The organism is Haloferax marinum, assembly GCF_009674625.1.
Lineage (GTDB): Archaea > Halobacteriota > Halobacteria > Halobacteriales > Haloferacaceae > Haloferax > Haloferax marinum.
On the sequence record NZ_WKJQ01000001.1, the window covers coordinates 3,035,206 to 3,051,499 of the forward strand.

General features: G+C 60.6%; 17 protein-coding genes and 2 tRNA genes. 8 read left to right on the forward strand and 11 right to left on the reverse strand.

Translation table 11 applies throughout. The features are described 5' to 3' along the window. Positions 1–26 precede the first annotated feature (26 nt). Positions 27–776 carry a pirin family protein gene (locus GJR99_RS15400; protein WP_151113709.1) on the forward strand — a complete coding sequence of 250 codons (750 nt, stop codon included), beginning with the start codon at positions 27–29 and terminating at the stop codon, positions 774–776. 76 nt (positions 777–852) lie between these two features. On the opposite strand, the gene GJR99_RS15405 is transcribed toward GJR99_RS15400, so the two are convergent. Then, positions 853–1,758 (reverse strand): CPBP family intramembrane glutamic endopeptidase, encoded by a 906-nt coding sequence (locus tag GJR99_RS15405; RefSeq protein ID WP_151113711.1) that lies wholly within the window; start codon positions 1,756–1,758, stop codon positions 853–855. Between the two features lie 147 nt (positions 1,759–1,905). Between GJR99_RS15405 and GJR99_RS15410 the strand changes: the two genes are divergently transcribed. Further along, positions 1,906–2,226 (forward strand): DUF5785 family protein, encoded by a 321-nt coding sequence (locus GJR99_RS15410; protein WP_151113713.1) that lies wholly within the window; start codon positions 1,906–1,908, stop codon positions 2,224–2,226. A gap of 39 nt (positions 2,227–2,265) precedes the next feature. Here GJR99_RS15410 and udk read toward each other — a convergent pair whose 3' ends face one another. Beyond that, complete coding sequence (gene udk, locus GJR99_RS15415; protein WP_151113715.1) at positions 2,266–2,961, reverse strand: uridine kinase; 696 nt, start codon at positions 2,959–2,961, stop codon at positions 2,266–2,268. Between the two features lie 185 nt (positions 2,962–3,146). Here udk and GJR99_RS15420 point away from each other — a divergent pair, with 185 nt between their 5' ends. Together GJR99_RS15420 and GJR99_RS17660 are read left to right on the forward strand one after the other, a co-directional pair. After that, positions 3,147–4,457: an ABC transporter substrate-binding protein gene (locus GJR99_RS15420; protein ID WP_151113716.1), complete on the forward strand. Its 1,311-nt coding sequence runs from the start codon at positions 3,147–3,149 to the stop codon at positions 4,455–4,457. An 832-nt stretch (positions 4,458–5,289) separates the two neighbouring features. Then, positions 5,290–6,507 (forward strand): hypothetical protein, encoded by a 1,218-nt coding sequence (locus GJR99_RS17660; protein ID WP_228717011.1) that lies wholly within the window; start codon positions 5,290–5,292, stop codon positions 6,505–6,507. Positions 6,508–6,712: 205 nt separating this feature from the next. Here GJR99_RS17660 and GJR99_RS15430 read toward each other — a convergent pair whose 3' ends face one another. Genes GJR99_RS15430 through GJR99_RS15445 form a run of 4 tightly spaced genes read right to left on the reverse strand, consistent with a single transcriptional unit; the run spans position 6,713 to position 10,653 of the window. Beyond that, a complete protein-coding gene (locus GJR99_RS15430) occupies positions 6,713–7,474 on the reverse strand; it encodes an ABC transporter ATP-binding protein (protein ID WP_151113718.1) in 762 nt (253 codons plus the stop codon). After that, positions 7,471–8,334 (reverse strand): ABC transporter ATP-binding protein, encoded by an 864-nt coding sequence (locus GJR99_RS15435; RefSeq protein ID WP_151113720.1) that lies wholly within the window; start codon positions 8,332–8,334, stop codon positions 7,471–7,473. The genes GJR99_RS15430 and GJR99_RS15435 overlap by 4 nt, the downstream gene beginning before the upstream one ends. Continuing rightward, positions 8,327–9,718 (reverse strand): branched-chain amino acid ABC transporter permease, encoded by a 1,392-nt coding sequence (locus tag GJR99_RS15440; protein WP_151113722.1) that lies wholly within the window; start codon positions 9,716–9,718, stop codon positions 8,327–8,329. The genes GJR99_RS15435 and GJR99_RS15440 overlap by 8 nt, the downstream gene beginning before the upstream one ends. After that, positions 9,715–10,653, reverse strand: coding sequence for a branched-chain amino acid ABC transporter permease (locus GJR99_RS15445; protein WP_191967157.1), 939 nt, complete (start codon positions 10,651–10,653; stop codon positions 9,715–9,717). The genes GJR99_RS15440 and GJR99_RS15445 overlap by 4 nt, the downstream gene beginning before the upstream one ends. 330 nt (positions 10,654–10,983) lie before the next feature. On the opposite strand from GJR99_RS15445, the gene GJR99_RS15450 reads away from it, so the two are divergent. Together GJR99_RS15450 and GJR99_RS15455 are read left to right on the forward strand one after the other, a co-directional pair. Beyond that, on the forward strand, positions 10,984–11,469 hold the full coding sequence (locus GJR99_RS15450; protein ID WP_151113726.1) for a GNAT family N-acetyltransferase: 486 nt from the start codon (positions 10,984–10,986) through the stop codon (positions 11,467–11,469). Between the two features lie 11 nt (positions 11,470–11,480). Continuing rightward, positions 11,481–11,554: transfer RNA gene (locus tag GJR99_RS15455), tRNA-Thr, on the forward strand. A 190-nt stretch (positions 11,555–11,744) separates the two neighbouring features. Here GJR99_RS15455 and GJR99_RS15460 read toward each other — a convergent pair. Both GJR99_RS15460 and GJR99_RS15465 read right to left on the reverse strand, forming a co-directional pair. Beyond that, positions 11,745–12,758: an alcohol dehydrogenase catalytic domain-containing protein gene (locus GJR99_RS15460; RefSeq protein WP_151113728.1), complete on the reverse strand. Its 1,014-nt coding sequence runs from the start codon at positions 12,756–12,758 to the stop codon at positions 11,745–11,747. Between the two features lie 71 nt (positions 12,759–12,829). Continuing rightward, positions 12,830–13,249, reverse strand: a complete 420-nt coding sequence (locus GJR99_RS15465) for a hypothetical protein (RefSeq protein ID WP_151113730.1) — start codon at positions 13,247–13,249, stop codon at positions 12,830–12,832. A gap of 96 nt (positions 13,250–13,345) precedes the next feature. Here GJR99_RS15465 and GJR99_RS17745 point away from each other — a divergent pair, with 96 nt between their 5' ends. Both GJR99_RS17745 and GJR99_RS17990 read left to right on the forward strand, forming a co-directional pair. After that, a complete protein-coding gene (locus GJR99_RS17745; RefSeq protein ID WP_255518309.1) occupies positions 13,346–13,471 on the forward strand; it encodes a hypothetical protein in 126 nt (41 codons plus the stop codon). A gap of 41 nt (positions 13,472–13,512) precedes the next feature. After that, positions 13,513–13,671 carry a DUF7563 family protein gene (locus GJR99_RS17990; RefSeq protein WP_449405222.1) on the forward strand — a complete coding sequence of 53 codons (159 nt, stop codon included), beginning with the start codon at positions 13,513–13,515 and terminating at the stop codon, positions 13,669–13,671. Here GJR99_RS17990 and GJR99_RS15470 read toward each other — a convergent pair. From GJR99_RS15470 to GJR99_RS15480, 3 genes are all read right to left on the reverse strand, one after another. Further along, positions 13,665–13,883 carry a helix-turn-helix domain-containing protein gene (locus GJR99_RS15470; protein ID WP_151113732.1) on the reverse strand — a complete coding sequence of 73 codons (219 nt, stop codon included), beginning with the start codon at positions 13,881–13,883 and terminating at the stop codon, positions 13,665–13,667. The genes GJR99_RS17990 and GJR99_RS15470 overlap by 7 nt on opposite strands. A gap of 235 nt (positions 13,884–14,118) precedes the next feature. Beyond that, positions 14,119–14,219: transfer RNA gene (locus tag GJR99_RS15475), tRNA-OTHER, on the reverse strand. A gap of 194 nt (positions 14,220–14,413) precedes the next feature. Next, positions 14,414–16,249, reverse strand: a complete 1,836-nt coding sequence (locus GJR99_RS15480) for an FAD-binding protein (protein ID WP_151113734.1) — start codon at positions 16,247–16,249, stop codon at positions 14,414–14,416. Positions 16,250–16,294 lie beyond the last annotated feature (45 nt).

Sequence of the window (16,294 nt, forward strand, 5' to 3'; positions counted from 1 at the left end):
TACGGGCCAGTGAACCAACCTCGACCATGGACGCTAACGAGTCACAGTCGGACCCATCGACTCCGCTATCGGGAGAACTCGTCCGACACGGGACGGGCGTGAACTCGAACCGAGCGTTCCCGACGAACAGCTATCCGTCCTCGCTCGACCCGTTCGTGCTGTTCGAGCAGTTCTACATCGACCCAGACACGGGATTTCCGATGCATCCTCACCGCGGGTTCGAAATCGTCTCCTACATGCTCGACGGCGGGATGGACCACGAGGACTCTCTCGGCGTCTCGAACACTGCCTCCGAGGGAGACGCCATGCGAATCACGACCGGACGCGGCATCCGTCACTCGGAGTTTCCGGCGGACGGTCGGGGCTGTACGGGGCTGCAGCTCTGGGTGAACCTGCCGCGCGCCGAGAAGGACGTCGAGCCAGACTACGTCGACGCCACGGCCGACCAGCTCCCCACAGAAGAACGAGACGGTGCCACGGTGACGACAGTCGTCGGCGATGGGTCGCCCATCGACCTCCTCACGCCGATGGAGTACCTCGACGTCGTCGTCACCGATTCGTGGACGTGGTCGATGCCGGACGGGTGGGCAGGGTTCCTCTACGGTATCGAGGGTGAGGGGACAGTCGACGGTGCGGCGTTCGCCGGAGGCGACGTCCTCCCGGTCACCGACGCGCGACCCGTCGAACTTCAGACCGATGGAACACTCCGAGTCGTCGTCATCTCCGGCCGACCACACGGCGAACCGATTCGCCAGCGTGGTCCGTTCGTACTGTAGCCCGGTCGACCGGCAGACGAGAACGCCGTCGACGAGAACGCCATAGGGGACGTCCGTTCAAAGACACGGATACGACTCAGTCGTCTACCCCGCTGAGAACCCCGTCGTCCTCACGTGGGCCCACAACTGACGGCCCGGACTGGGTGCTGAAATCACCTCGGCGTGCCACCCCTGCCCATCGCCGATATCCGAGTGCGGCGAGTATCACGAGCGGCCAGACGAACGTCATGACCTCGGTGACTGGCGCGCCACTCTCGGTGAACGTCACGACGAGTTGTGTGTTGAACGTCCCGTGGAGGACGCCAGTGAACACCAGATTCCGTGTGAGTTCGTAGAGGATGGCGAAGAACAGTCCGATTACGAAGAGAACCGTGACAGAGGGGACGAGCTCAGAGACGGACAGACCCTGAATGACGAGGCGTTGCGGGATGTGCCAGAGGGCGAATATCACCGTGACGACGAGAACCCCCGCCGCTTTCCGCACTCGGTTCGACCCGCCACCGAACAGTGCGACGAACTTGTTCTGGAAGTATCCACGGAAGGCGAGTTCTTCGATTGGACCGACGAAGGCGAGTTGGCTGACGACCAGGGTCGCCCACGTGACGGCAGTCACCGTAGGTGGAAGGCTGAACACGACGGTCTCACTGGTGGTGGCGGCACCCAGGAGGTTTGCACCGCCCCAGATTGCGACGACTAGGAGGACGCCCGGAACCACGTTTTGGAGCGAGAGACCGACGTCAGACGGCCGGAGTTCTTCTCGATAGAGCGCACCGAGCGCGATGAGACCGATCGCGCCGTACGCGACGGCGAAGTAGAGGATGCGCTCGACAGGTGACATCGGACCGACACCGACGAATCGCTCGGCGAACAGCACGGCGACTGTCGTGACAGCCATGGTCGCGACGAAGAACACCACAGGCGGAACGAGTCCACCCTCGAACCGTATCGTCGGCGACGGGTGCGACGTCTCGGCGTCGTTCATGTGTGTAGAGAAGTAGCCGGAGAAAATGTAAATTCGATATCATTCTCTCGAACTGAGAGTCACCACACAAGATGAGACAGAGAGGGTTCGCATGACAGATACCAACAAATGCGTAACGGCTTTGAATCGGCCTCCCAATCGTCGGGTATGGATTGGCCACACGACCCGGACGGCGAAGAAGGGAGCGAAGGTGGACGGAAGTACGGCCAGGCAGTCATCGCGAAGAAAGTCGACGAAGACGAAGACTTTCCGCTGAACAAAGCCGAGTTCGTCGACGAGTTCGGTGACGACCCGATTCGACTCGACTACGAGCGCGTCGTTTCGCTCGCAGACATCTTCGAGCACGTCGAAGGCGAGGAGTTCGGTGACTTCGTCGAACTCCACAAGGCCGTCGGGAAGGCCATGCGCGAGAACGACTTTTGGTTCTACGAGGGCGCTGACAAGTTCGTGAAGGGCAAGAAAGCGTAACTACAGCGAAGCACTGTTCTTTCGGCTCGACGCGACCGCTTAGTCGTCAGCCACGTCGAAGTCGGTCCGCTCTTTGACTTCCTGTTCGATTGCTTCGCGTTCCCACGTCCGCGTCTCGTCACCTTCGACTTCGGCTTGGACTTTCTCCTCGAGGAGCGTGACCGCGACACTGTTTGCTCCCTCGGGGATGATGAGGTCTGCGTGTTTCTTCGTCGGTTCGATGAACTGCTCGTGCATCGGCTTGACCGTCGAGAGATATTGGTCGATGACGCCCTGTAAGTCGCGGCCGCGGTCGATAGCGTCGCGCTGAATACGGCGAAGTATTCGAACGTCCGCGTCCGTCTCGACGTAGAGACGCAGGTCGAGCATCTCGTTGACGTCCTCTTCGTAGAGCGCGAGAATCCCTTCGAGAATGATGACGTCGGTGGGTTCGACGGTCACACGCTCTGGTTTGCGGTTGTGGATTTCGAAGTCGTACTGCGGCATCTCGACAGCACGACCTTCCAACAGCTCCGCCAGTTGCTCGCGCAAGAGGTCCCACTCGAACGCAGACGGGTGGTCGTAGTTCGTCTCCTCGCGTTCGGCCATGTCGAGATGACTCTGGTCTTTGTAGTAGTTGTCAATCGGAATCCGCGTCACAGACTCACCGACGTTTTCGGTAATGAGTCGGGCAACGGTGGTCTTTCCGGCACCACTGCCCCCGGCGATGCCGATGACGAACGACGGGATAGTCATCTCTCCAAAGAGACCACGCAACGGGTTTGAACGCAGCGATTTCCGCGTTGACCAGTGTCGTATTTAATACATACTGTACGACGATGACAGACAGACGGCGTTCGTACTACGGTCTTCCGCAATACCCACTGATTTCGAAACTCAGGGAGTTAAATTTATAAGGAGGAGTTGCTATTGGCTCACACATGGTACGTGATATCGTACGCCGCGACTTCCTCAAGGGAGTGGGAGCCGCGGGCGCGGCAGGCTTGACTGGACTATCTGGATGTATCGGTGGCGGAGGCGGTTCCGCTGGACCTGACGGACTCGTCGTCATTGGGTACCCCGAGAGTGGTATCCAACTGTTCCGTGACTACTACAGCGCCTCCGACGGAAGCGAGGAGATTCTCGTTCCTGACGGACTGCGTTCCGGGTCGATGCCCGGACAGGTCGGTAACGAGATGTCGAACGTGACCGGAACGGCACCGGCGGCAGGTGGTCCGAACCAGTCGACGTTCACCCAACTGTTCGAAGACGAATACGACGCTGCACCCGGCGTCTTCACGTCGCAGTGTTACGACTCCGTCGCGATTCAGCTTCTCGCGAACGCCGCGGCCGGTGAGAACTCCGGTCCGGCTATCAAGGACCAGATGCGCCGGATGGCGAACCCCGGCGGCACTGTCATCGGCCCCGGCGACCTCGTCGAAGGTATCGAACTGGCCGCAAACGGTGAAGACATCGACTACCAGGGTGCGTCTTCCTCGGTCAACTTCGACGCGAAGGGTGACCCGGCAGAGGCAGCCTACGCCATCTGGGAGTTCGACGCAGCGAACGACTCCACGACCGAAGTCGACAAGCAGAGTTTCCAGGGTGCGAACCCCGGCGGTGACGGCCCGGCCGCAGACAGTGGCCCCGGTGGCTCCGACCGCGAGATGTCTGTCGGTATCCTCCTCCCCGAGACCGGCGACCTCGCAGCAGTCGGGCAACCGATGATTCAGGCCGCACAGATTCCGGTCAAGCAGGTCAACGAAGCGAACCCTGCAGGTCTCAGCGTCACTGCTGAAATCGAAGACACGCAGACGTCCCCGGACGCTGGTGTCGCTGCCGCACAGTCGCTCGTCTCCGCAGGCGTGCCCTCGGTGTGTGGGTCGGCGTCGTCCGGTGTGAACGTCCCTGTCTCACAGCAGGCGTTCATCCCGAACCAGATCGTCGGCTGTTCGCCGTCCTCGACGGCACTGTCCGTCTCGGACCTCGACGACAACGACTTCATCTTCCGGACTGCACCGTCTGACTTCCTGCAGGGCCGCGTCATGGCACAGGTCATGTCCGACCGCCTCAGAGTCGACACCGTCTCGACGCTGTACGTCAACAACGACTACGGCCAGCAGCTCTCCGAGCGCTTCTCGAACGTCTTCGCGGACGAGTTCGACGGCGAAGTGTACAACCAGACTGCCTTCAACATCGGGGAGTCCTCGTACTCCTCCGTCATCGAGACGGCGCTCTCCGGTCCGGAATAAGCCACGACCAGACCCGACTTTTCTTTCGACGCCACACGGTGAGCGACAGCCCCGTTCATCGAGACGGCTCAGTTGAAACCCTCAGTTGCTGATAGTTTGTCGAGGCCGTGCTGAATAGAGCGCGCAAGTCGGTCAGCAAAGGCATGATAAACACCTGACTCTAATTGAGGGTATGAAAATAAGCAAAGAAGACCTTCACGGTGTGTTAATGATTTTTGGGATACTAACGCCCGGAGCGTTTATCTTCATCTTTGCTGGGAATCTGGCGGGAGCATTCCCTGAGTTTGAGCTTTCAGTCTCATTTCTAAGGGGATACCTGATTTCGGTGACCCTATTCTGCACACTATTATCGCTCATGTGGATTCTGATCAACCACAGCTCCTCGAAATATATCAACTGAATTGAGCGGTAGTCTCTTGCATCGGACGGAGCGTCTTGATGTGCGAGATGCATCCTCTAAGTCTTGCACGGTTTTTCTGACAGCGTTCGGTGAGGTCTCTGTGGCCGTGCTGAATACAGCGCGCGAGTCGACCACTCACCGAAATCCCGTTGCTCTGGTGAGCACAGAATACTTATCAGTTTAGATGATGTTCATTGTTCGTTTATGTATTCACGAGAACGGGACGGTCACGAACACGGTGTATCACGTGCCACCATCAGTCGACGAAAGCTGCTCGCGATAGGCGGTATCGCTGTAGTCGGTGGGCTCAGTGGGTGCCTGAATCGAGTTGCCTCTGCCGTGACGAACACGGGTGCGTCGCCTGCAGCGGTGTTCGCGGGTGCCGGTGGAAGTGGCGGCAGCATCGCGCTCACCGAACCACGTGTAACTCGATTGACTCCGATACTGAAGGGCGAAGCCAGAGGTTTCTCAGGAGAAGTCGAACTGGAAGGCTGGGTGACCGCATCCACGGCCATGGCGCAGAACCACAACTCCTCGCGGAGTAACCGGACTCAACCGGTCGCGGTAGATGGTGATGCTGACGATGACGGTCTCGGTGATGGCACTGAAGACGCGGATGAGGAACTGGAGCTCATCCACGAGTACCTAGGCGGTGAGGCCGTCGTTGCTGAGCGGTTCACTGTTGCACTTCCAGACGCGGAGATTCCGGGTGGGAATGGGAGTCTTCGAGAGGCGGTGACGCCGGAGCGACTCATTGAGTATCTGATGGGTAACGGTGAAGGCACTGACCATGCGTGGGGACGCATTAATTCGGCTGCTGATGGAGGCGGCGACTGTGATGATGACGACGCCAGAATCACTCCGGGAACGGTGTGCGGTCCCTCGCCTCACTTCGTTGCAGATGTGACGGGACCGGTGTCGACGGGCGGCGGACTCGAAGCCTTTCAAGCGAGTGACGGCACACTGCTCATCTCGAACGCACCAGCGGTCGAACGAGGGGCGTCGGTGCTGGTGTGTCCGGCTGAGGGCGAGGCGTACGAACCGGCGAACCTGCGTTCGTGGGGGGCACAAGCAGACGATGTACCGACCAGCACGACACATCAGGGCAGGCTCAACGGAATGATTGTCGCGCAGGTGACGGTCCAGCCGCCGGGATGTCCGCACCCGTTCCCGGCACTGTTCTATGTGGGCCAGTCTGTAGTTGACGAGGAGCTTATCTACTCGGGCGGCTGGATTATCGACGATTCGTCTCTGTACGAGGACGCGTTCACGCTGCTCACAATGGTTGATTCTGCTCCAGTCGTCGGCGTCGACGTTGGTGACCTCGACGGAGATGGGCTCGACGATGTGGTCGTGGCGCGTGGGGATACGAGACGCCGGATAGTCATGCGTCGACGGCGGGGAGCGCGAATCGACGACGGCCCTGTCGATGAACTGGTCGAACGAGGAGTGCTCTCTGAGGAAGGCCACCAGGGGAATGATTCGGTCGTCCGAAAGAAGCCGGGTGGTCGAAGACTGGTAGAAGAGGACGGTTACGTGCTGACGCACCTTGCGTTGGACGCACCCGTTCTCCATCTGGTCAACGCGGACGGGGCATCGAACGAAGTAAAATTCAAAGCAGGTGCCGAGCTGTCGAAAGGTGTGAACTGACCGACCACGACGGAGCCCCGGCGCTCGTCCCCTGTCGACGTGGATATCACAGCCGGATGGTCGTCGCAGCCAAGGAAACGTCCTGCTGCATACACCCTCTGTCTGTGTCACGCGAGTTCTGTCAGAAGTTGGTGATTTCGACAGAATGAACGAGTGCTTCCGCTAGCGCGTCAGCGTCGGAAAAAATGGAATTCGGGGCGTGGGGTTATCCGCCGAGGAAGTCCTGTCTGACCTGTTCGTCTTCGAGGAGCGCAGTTCCGCGGTCCATGTAGCGGTTCTGCCCGTTCGCGAGGACGTACCCACGGTCACAGCGTCGAAGCGCCTCCTTGGCGTTCTGTTCGACCATCAGGATGGCCGTGCCAGCCTCGTTGATTTCGTCGATTTTGTCGAACATCTCCTCGACGAGGTCGGGTGCGAGACCCGCAGACGGTTCGTCCAGCAAGAGCAGGTCGGGGTCGAGCATGAGCGCCCGGCCCATCGCGAGCATCTGCTGTTGTCCGCCAGACATGGTTCCTGCCTTCTGGTGTTTCCGCTCTTCGAGGATGGGGAAGCGGTCGTAGACCGCGCGCATCGCGTCCTGTGGCACGTCGTCGAGGATGTACGCGCCCATCTCGAGGTTCTCTTCGACCGTCAGCGTCGGGAAGATGTTGTCGTTCTGTGGAACGTACCCGATGCCGACGTGGATGATATCTTCGGGTCGCCGACCGGTGATGTCCTCGTCTTGGAACTGGACCGTCCCACCCATGTGGGCAGTCAGTCCGAAGACGGACTTCATCGTCGTCGACTTGCCGGCCCCGTTCGGGCCGACGATGGTGACGTACTCGCCGTCGAAGACGTCCATGTCGACGTCGGTGAGAATCTGCAGGTCGCCGTATCCGGCGTCGAGGTTGCGGACGCGCAACAACCAGTCGCTGCGGTCTTCGACGCCCGCACCGCTCGTCGCGTCGGTGTTCGCGTCGACGCTCATACGGTTCCTCCGAGGTAGGCTTCGATGACTTCCTCGTTGCTCCGGATGTCGTCGGGCGTGCCCTCCGTGAGGACCTGACCCTGGTGGAGCACGATGACGTGTTCACAGTTGTTCATGATGAGATCCATGTCGTGTTCGACGAGCAGGAACGTGTAGCCCTGTTCGCGAAGTTCGTGGACGTGTTCGAGTAGCTTCTTTTCGAGTGTCGGGTTGACCCCGGCGAACGGTTCGTCGAGGAGGAGCATGTCGGGGTCCGTGAGGAGTGCCCGAGCCATCTCCAGCAGTTTCCGCTGGCCACCGGAGAGGTTGCCCGCGTACTCGTGTGCGATGTGGTCGATGTCGAAGAAGTCGAGGACTTCCCAGACACGTTCGAGAAGTTCCTCTTCTTGTTCGCGGACGTCGTCGCGGAGCACCGGCGTGACCGACCGCCAGAGCGCCTCACCTCGCTGGTGTTTCGGCGCGAGCATCATGTTCTCGAGGACGGTCATGTCGCTCAGTTCACGAGCAATCTGGAACGTCCGAACCATCCCGCGGTTCGCGATTTCGTGGGGCTCGAGTCCCGTGATGTCCTCGCCGTTGAACGTGACAGTTCCAGCGTCGGGTTTGAGCATCCCCGTGATGAGGTTGAACGTCGTCGATTTTCCGGCCCCGTTCGGACCGATAAGACCCGTGAGTGTCCCGGCTTCGACTTCGAAGGACGCGCCGTCGACAGCGGTAATCCCACCGAAGGACTTTCGCAGCCCTTCGACCTGAAGCGGGAACTGCTCTGTCGTATCGACACCGGACGCGAACGCACCAAGTGCGTCGTCGTCGACTTTGTTCGCAACGTCGTCGACTGACGGGTTCGATGCGTCACTCATCGTCGACACCTCCGTTAGACTCGCGGTCTACCGTGCTGTCACCTTCGTCGACACCGCCATCGGTACGAACCGACTCGTCGGCACCACCGTCGGCGGCCACCATCGACTTCGGACGCGACAGTGGGATGACGGAGGCAGTCTCCTTGCGGTGGCCGAGGAGCCCTTCTGGCCGGTTGTGCATCAGCCAGATGAGCACCAGACCCATCACGACGAGTTGGAGTTGCCGAATGCTGTCGATCGTGTAGAGTAAGAACGGAACAGGGTCGAACGAGCTGATGAGCGGCGAAATCGCCTGCCCGAACCCAGAGGGTGAGTCGAGGTTGGGGAAGACGGTACTCACGAGGTTCTGGAAGTAGCGCGGGCCCTGGTAGAGAACCGCGGCGAACACTGCACCGCCGAGGACGCTGCCGGTGTTCGACCCCGCACCGCCGATGATGAGGGCAATCCAGACGAAGAACGTCACGCGCGGCCGGAAGAAGTTCGGCGTCACGGCACCCTGCGGCATGAGCCAGAGGATCCCGGCGAGGCCCATGAGGGCACAACCGAGCATGAACGACTTGATTTTGAAGCCGTCGGTGTTCTTCCCGAGCGCGTTTGCGACGTCTTCGTCTTCGCGAATCGCCTTCAGCACGCGGCCGAATGGCGACTCACCGGTCCGCTTGAGCAGCCAGTAGAACGCCACGACGAAGCCGAGGAGCAACAGGCCGTAGATGAGGCCATCGACGACCGGTTTCGGATTCGTCGGAACGATTGCTCTGAACGCGTCGACGAGGCCATTGTAGACTCCCCAGAGACCGAACGCTTGGAACAGTGCTTCGAGTGGTGGCGTGAAGTCGAGGATGAGCCCCGACCCGCCACCGAATCCGACTCTCGTCCCCATGAGGGAGAACGCCTGCAGGTCTCCCGAGAGGAAGCTAAACCGGACGATTTCCGACATCGCGATGGTCACGATGGCGAGATAGTCTGCCCGCAACCGAAGCGCCGGTAAGGCGACCACGAATCCGAGTATGGCGGCCGCGAGCATCCCGGCGAGGATGCCGACCCAGAGCGGGAGCCCGAGCCCACCGACCTGTGCAGCACCACCGGCAACGTACAGCGGTTTCGAGACCAGGGCCATCACGTACACACCGACGGCCATGAAGCCGACGATACCGATGTTGAACAGCCCCGTGTACCCCCAGTGGAGGTTGAGCGCGAGCGACAGCATCGCGAAGACGCCGATGTAGAACGTCAGCGTCGCGATGGAGTTGAGTTGACCACGCAGGTCGTACCCGAGTCCGATACCTGCCAGAAGGTACAGCAGGTACGCAGACGCGAGGACCAGAACGATGAGTCCCGTGTCGCCACCCGGAACGCGGGCGGTGATGTCTTCTTTGACGCTCATGCGGTCGACCTCCCACTAAAGAGACCGGACGGCTTCACGAGCAGGATGACGATCATCACCACGAAGGCTGCTGCCCGAGCGAACGCCGACGGAATCCACAGAACCGACATCGACGCGGTCAGTCCGATGACGAGGCCGCCAGTAATCGCTCCGTAGATGGAGCCGATACCGCCGAGGATGACGGCCGCGAAGATGAGAAGCAGCAAGAGCCACCCATCGTTGAATCCGAGCGTGCCCTTCCAGAGGACGAACATGTAGCCGGCGATGCCAGTGAGACCGCCGCCGATAATCCACGTCGAGCGAACGACGCGTTCGGTCGGAATGCCGGTGATGAGTGCGAGGTCCTTGTTGTCTGCCATCGCACGCATGGCCTTCCCGAGTTTCGTCCGCTGCAAGAGCAGGTGGACGCCGATCATCAACCCGGAGGCGATGACGAGAAGGGTGATGTCGTGTGCGTCGATGAACACCGTTCCGTCGACGAAGTACAGACCAACAGATGGTGGCTGAGCCGTCGTGCCACGAACGTCTGACCCGAAGACGAACTGCATCATGTACCGGAGTGCGAAGGCGACACCGATACTCGTGATGAGCAGCGTGATGCCGTCTTCGTTACGCACCGGTCTGAAGATGAATCGGTCGACGCCGAGCGACAGCGCGATGGCGAACCCACCGGCGACGACGATGCCGGCGACGACTGCCAGCGGCGTCGACAACATCCCGATACCGAGGGACCCACCGTAGACGGAGCCACCCGCACCGACCAACAGCAGTGCACCGATGTCTGCACGGCTGAGTCCGGCGATGAGATACGTCGTCGCCCACCCAGAGAACGCGCCGGCCGTGATGTAGTCACCGTGTGCGAAGTTCGCGAAGTTCAGAATACTGTACGTCATAGACAACCCGATGCCCGCGAGGCCGATTACGAGCCCCCGCATCAGACCGTCCCAGACGAGCGTGCCAATATCGGCAAACTGCGTCTGCCCAGTTGCTAGCCCGAGGAGGAGGTCACCGAGCAGTACTGCTGCGATGACTCCCAGTACGAGCGCGAACGGACGCTCGATGGCCAAGGCCCTCCCGCGGGAGTAGGTTTCGGCGATACCCATTGATAACTATCCTCATGGTATGAGGGGCCGATTAACAGACATAAATCTTTCTTATGCGGTTGCAGTCGAATATGGCAGTTGACTAACTGCGGGACCGCGATTGGACGCACCGGAGCAGGGTGAGCGATACTTAAAAGGACTCTCGCGGGCCATAGTGGCGGTATGCGGGTCTCAGTCGCAGAGATGTCTGCCCTCGACACGCTCTCTGACCTGTGGGTCGAACTAGCCAACGGACAGCGTGCGTTCGGGTCACATCTCTTCGCAGGCGCGAATCGGACACCGATTCGGGTATCGTTGGCCCGTCACATCACCTTCGACGGCGTCCTGGTCGCACACGACGAGAGCGACGACATCGTCGGGTTCGTCATGTTCGAAGTCGAGTCCGGGACGTACGAACAGGACGTGACTCGCGGCACCGTCAGCAACCTGTTCGTCGTTCCAGAGAGACGCGGCGAGGGCGTCGGGAGTCGGTTGCTCTCTGCGGCCGAAGAACGCCTCCGCGACGCCGGGGCCGAAGTCGTCGGCCTCGACGTCATGGCGGCCAACGAATCCGCCCGCAGATTCTACCGACGCCACGGCTATCGTCCGCATCGAATCGAACTGGAGAAATCGATACAAAACGATACACACTCAAAGGAGGACCGATAATCGGAAGACGCGCCAGGAGAGCATGGGCGGTTCATGCACTCGACTTGTAATCGAGACTTCGTGGGTTCAAATCCCACTCCTGGCTCTGTTCTACGGAGCACCGTGACGAAGACGGAGGAGACGGTGGCGATTTGAACCCTACCGGTCGCGCACAGCGAACGACGTGAGCGAGCACGTCTGGGTCTGGTTCAAATCCCACTCCTGGCCCTGTTCTGCGGAACAACGTGACGCACAGAGAGCAACGCCACGGCGTGAAGCGATACTCTCGTTTCTAGTTACGTCGTGACGACGAGTTTCCCGACGCTATCGCGGTTCTGCATGGCCTCGAAGGCAGCACCAGTCTCTTCGAGCGGGTAGATCTCGTCGATTTCGGGAACCAGTGAGCCGTCGGCGACGAGGTCCACGAGGGTTTCGAGGTCCGGTTGCGTGCCCATCGTACTCCCGATGAGTTGCTTGTGTTTGAGGAACAAGCCAGGGACGTCGACTTCCGAGTAGCGCCCGGCAGTCCCGCCGCAGACGACCATCCGTCCACCGCGGCGAAGCACGCCGAGGCCGAGTTGCGTGTACTCGCCGCCGAGGTGGTTCAAGACCGCGTCTGGGGTTCCGACGTCTCGAACTGCGCTCTCGATCTCGTCTGGGTCGGTCGAGTGAATCGCGTGGTCGAGTCCGATGTCTTCCATCCGGTCGAGTTTCGCCTGCGAGGACGACGTGCCGACAGTCTCCGCGCCGAGAACGCCCGCGAGTTGGATAGAGGCGACACCGACGCCACCCGTCGCACCGGGGACGAAGACGAGGTCCGTCGGTCCGACGTCTGCCCGACGGAGCATGTGGTACGCGGTCATGTACGCTGTTGGGAGGGCAGCGGCGTGTGTCATCGAGACGTTCTCGGGGAGCGTCACGAGGCGACTCGCGTCGACGAGGGCGGCTTCTGCGAGGCCACCGTGGAACAGCGTGAACGATTCACAGAGGTTCTCGGGCCCTTCGTAACAGAACTGGCACGCGCCGCACGTCTGGTTCGGACAGAGGACGACCCGGTCACCGGGACTGACCCCGGTCACGCCGTCGCCGACGGAACGCACTTCGCCAGCGAGGTCGAGGCCGCTGACGAACGGAAGGTCGTCGTCGTCGTATCGCGTGTCTGCGCCCTCCAGAATCCAGAGGTCGTGGCGGTTTATCGAGGCCGCCTCGACGTCGACGACTGCCTCTCCCGGCCCCGGTTCTGGGGTTGGTCGGTCGAGTATCGAGACGCCGTCCGGACCGGTCAAGTCGGTGAAGGCTGCAACGCGCATCGCATAGTGGTTCGAGGGGCCAGACTAAAAGAACAGAGGCCCATTCAGACCGAACAGCACCCACGAACCCCTCAGTTTCGACCGGACGGTGGCCGAACCCGAATGAGAAGAAGTGAACCCGGAACACCGAGAACGAGCGCACGAAACGGGTTGTGCTGGATGATAACGTCGGGATTGAGTGGTTCCGACTGGAGGTCGGTGATTCGGATACACGAGTAGTAGACGGTGACGTGTGTCAGCGTGTAGGCGAACGCCGCCGGGACGACGATCGGATAGCGAATCCCACCGAGTGCGAGCGCCTCGAACGCGAACGCTGTGAGCGCCGAGATAGAGAGGAGGTTACCCAGTTGGAGGGTGACACCGGTCAACGCGGTAATCGCAGTGTCGAACAACGACGCACCGTAGGGGGTGTACGTGAGTGCAGTGACGACTGCAATTGCTCCGAGGAAGAGGCCGACGAGCAATCCAGTCCCCGCGTACACGTACTCCATTAGGTTCTGATACGGAGTGCTCGGAGTGCGGTAATTTAGTTCTACCTCTGCCATTATCGTTGAAGAAAATCAGACGATTTCGCGTCGTGAGAAGACGTGACAGCACTTTATCTCTATCGAAGGCGTCGTTTCGGTATGAACGCCACTGACCAGTTCATGCTCGCAGTGACGTTCCTCATCTTCGCACTGCTCGTCGTCGGAGCACTTCTCGCGCTGCTGTAGGGAGAAAACTTATGTGACATTCATTATGAATATTGGATGTCATGCCACGATGTCAGAACTGTGAATCGTTCGTGACACCCGCCTACGCTCGCGTGTTCACGCCCGATGGTATGGACGAACCGCGAGTGTGTCCCTACTGCGAAGATATGGTCCGCGACGGTGCACAGGTTCGGCCTGCACGGTCCCCGAGAAATCACTGAGTGAGGTGGTACCGTTCGGCCTCTTGCCGAACGAGACCACGCTTACAGAGCGTGCTGAGGATACTGTAGAGAGAAATCTTCTTCATTTCGAGGCCGTCCTGCAGTTCGGTGATAGAGGCACCGTCGTGTGTCGTGAGGTACAGATACACGAGTTTTGCCGAGGGGGATTCGAGCTCACCAGGGAGTTCGATTTTTGGAACCGTCTGTTGCATGGTCGTTGTCGTCCAGTGTGCTTCGACAATAATAAAACTCTCTTACAACAATCGTCGAATACCCGGTGACGCGGCTGAGGCCGTGAACTACTCGGATTCGAGCGAATCGTTGGGTTCGTCACGAACGTACATGCGACAAAATACGGCTTTCGACGGCCTGTACTTCGACTGTCGTCGAAGATAGTGTGGCGTCGCTGTCGAGAGATTGCTGCCGACCCAAGCCGTGCCGAGAAGATGGAAGGGGCGGGAGTCGAACCACGCGAAGCCAATCGAATACCACCGGATTTGACCGTGAACGGTCACTGCCGGTGTGCTCTACCACTGAGCCACCCTTCCGGTCGAACGTACGGGTTCTCCGTGGAAATATACGTTGGTCAGCCTACTCGCTGGTGTCGTGCGATTCGAGCGTGAGTACGGTTTCTCGAAGAGTCCTGTGGCGACGACTCGGCGCGCCCGCTCTTCGGAGTCTGCTTCGAAAGAAGTGTGAAAGACGTGTTCGACGCTGGAGTGCTCGACGGCGTGAGACGAGCTTAGTAGCTCCGAACCTTTGGCTCGTACGTCTTGTTCTCGCCTTCGAGGATGACCGGCTTGTACCAGAGTTCGGGTTCGCCGTCGTTCCACGAGAGCAGCGTGTGCTTGAGCCACTCTTCGTCGCGGCGTTCTTGGTACTCTTTGCGCCAGTGCGCACCACGGAACTCGTTGCGCGCGAGCGCACCGAGGGTGATGCCTTCGGCGATGTCGAGGATGTTGCGCGTCTCCAGCGTCTGGAGGAGGTCCGTGTTGAACGTCCGGGACTTGTCGGCCACGAAGACGTCCAGATACAGTTCGCGTGCTTCGCGGATGTCGCGGAGCGCCTGCTTGAGGCCCTCCTCCTCACGGAAGACGTTCACGTTCTGCGTCATGGACTTCTGGACGCGCTCGCGAATCTCTGCGTGCTGGATGCCTTCGTCTTTCTCCAGCAGCGCTTCGATGGTCTCGCGTTCCTCGTCGACGAACTGCTGGACGAGTTCGCTGCCGGTGGTGGCGGCCGCTGCGCCGCCATCTGCTGCAACGTCGCCGCCGAGACCCGACTCACCGAGCGGAACCGGCGATTCGATTTCGGCTTCCTCGTAGTCGCCGACCTTGCCGGTCGTAATCTTCGCGTCGTCCATCTCCTTGCCAGCGGCGTGGTGGCCGGCGCGCTTGCCGAAGACGATGAGTTCGGGGAGCGCGTTGCCACCGAGACGGTTGCCGCCGTGGACGGAGGCACAGGCACACTCGCCTGCCGCGTACAGACCGGTGATACACGTCTCGCCGTTCTCGTCTGTCTCGATACCGCCCATCGCGTAGTGCTGACCGGGCTTGACCGGCATCGGTTCGACGAGGCCGTCGACACCCTCGAAGTCCTCTGCGAGGTGAAGGATGTTTTCGAGACGGTCGAGGATGCGCTCTGTACCGAGGTGGCGCATGTCGAGGTGGACGTACTCGTCTTCGATGCCACGGCCCTCGTTGACCTCCGTCAACTCGGCGCGGGAGACGACGTCACGAGAGGCGAGTTCGCCTGCGTTGTTGGCGTACCCGTACTCGAACATGAAGCGCTCGCCCTCTTCGTTGTAGAGGATCCCACCTTCGCCGCGGACACCCTCGGAGATGAGAACGCCCGTCGAAGGGAGCGTCGTCGGGTGGAACTGGATGAACTCCATGTCCTCCATGGGGACACCCGCGCGATACGCCATCGCGACGCCGTCGCCGGTGTTGGAGACAGCGTTCGTGGTGTGGTCGTAGGCCTGTCCGAGGCCGCCCGTCGCGATGATGACGCCGTTGCGGGCGTGGAAGCCTTCGACCTTGCCGCTTTGGACGTCGTAGGCGACGATGCCGTGACAGGTTCGGTCCTCTGGCTTCTCCTCGTTGGTGACGGCGAGTTGCGTCACGTGCCACTCGTCGTAGACCTTGATGCCGCGCTTGACGAGTTGCTCGTACATCGTGTGGAGCAACTGGTGACCGGTCTCTGCACCCGCGTAGGTCGTCCGCGGGAACGAGAGGCCACCGAACGGTCGCTGACTGACGCGACCGTCTTCGTCGCGCGAAAAGGCCATCCCCCAGTGTTCGAGTTTGATGGTCTCTTTCGGACTGTCCTTACAGAGGGTCTCGGCCGCCGGTGCGTCGGCGAGATAGTCCGAGCCCTTCATCGTGTCGTACGCGTGGTCCTCCCACGAGTCGGCCTCGCGGAGTGCAGCGTTGATACCGCCCTCGGCCGCGCCCGTGTGACTTCGGACCGGGTGGAGTTTCGACACGATGGCCACGTCGGCTCCTTCCTCGTGTGCCGCGATAGCCGCACGCAGGCCTGCCCCGCCCGCGCCGACTACGATAACGTCGTGTTCGTACATGGTGTGTGTTTGAGTGTGTCGTAGGGTTGTTCTGACTTCAGGGTT

Coding starts and splice junctions, on each gene's coding strand:
- GJR99_RS15420 (WP_151113716.1), top strand. CDS start 3,147: ATGGTACGTGATATCGTACGCCGCGACTTCCTCAAGGGAGTGGGAGCC.
- GJR99_RS15405 (WP_151113711.1), bottom strand. CDS start 1,758: ATGAACGACGCCGAGACGTCGCACCCGTCGCCGACGATACGGTTCGAG.
- GJR99_RS15400 (WP_151113709.1), top strand. CDS start 27: ATGGACGCTAACGAGTCACAGTCGGACCCATCGACTCCGCTATCGGGA.
- GJR99_RS15460 (WP_151113728.1), bottom strand. CDS start 12,758: ATGCGCGTTGCAGCCTTCACCGACTTGACCGGTCCGGACGGCGTCTCG.
- udk (WP_151113715.1), bottom strand. CDS start 2,961: ATGACTATCCCGTCGTTCGTCATCGGCATCGCCGGGGGCAGTGGTGCC.
- GJR99_RS17990 (WP_449405222.1), top strand. CDS start 13,513: ATGCCACGATGTCAGAACTGTGAATCGTTCGTGACACCCGCCTACGCT.
- GJR99_RS15410 (WP_151113713.1), top strand. CDS start 1,906: ATGGATTGGCCACACGACCCGGACGGCGAAGAAGGGAGCGAAGGTGGA.
- GJR99_RS15440 (WP_151113722.1), bottom strand. CDS start 9,718: ATGAGCGTCAAAGAAGACATCACCGCCCGCGTTCCGGGTGGCGACACG.
- GJR99_RS15445 (WP_191967157.1), bottom strand. CDS start 10,653: ATGCGGGGGCTCGTAATCGGCCTCGCGGGCATCGGGTTGTCTATGACG.
- GJR99_RS15450 (WP_151113726.1), top strand. CDS start 10,984: ATGCGGGTCTCAGTCGCAGAGATGTCTGCCCTCGACACGCTCTCTGAC.
- GJR99_RS15480 (WP_151113734.1), bottom strand. CDS start 16,249: ATGTACGAACACGACGTTATCGTAGTCGGCGCGGGCGGGGCAGGCCTG.
- GJR99_RS15470 (WP_151113732.1), bottom strand. CDS start 13,883: ATGCAACAGACGGTTCCAAAAATCGAACTCCCTGGTGAGCTCGAATCC.
- GJR99_RS15435 (WP_151113720.1), bottom strand. CDS start 8,334: ATGAGTGACGCATCGAACCCGTCAGTCGACGACGTTGCGAACAAAGTC.
- GJR99_RS15465 (WP_151113730.1), bottom strand. CDS start 13,249: ATGGAGTACGTGTACGCGGGGACTGGATTGCTCGTCGGCCTCTTCCTC.
- GJR99_RS15430 (WP_151113718.1), bottom strand. CDS start 7,474: ATGAGCGTCGACGCGAACACCGACGCGACGAGCGGTGCGGGCGTCGAA.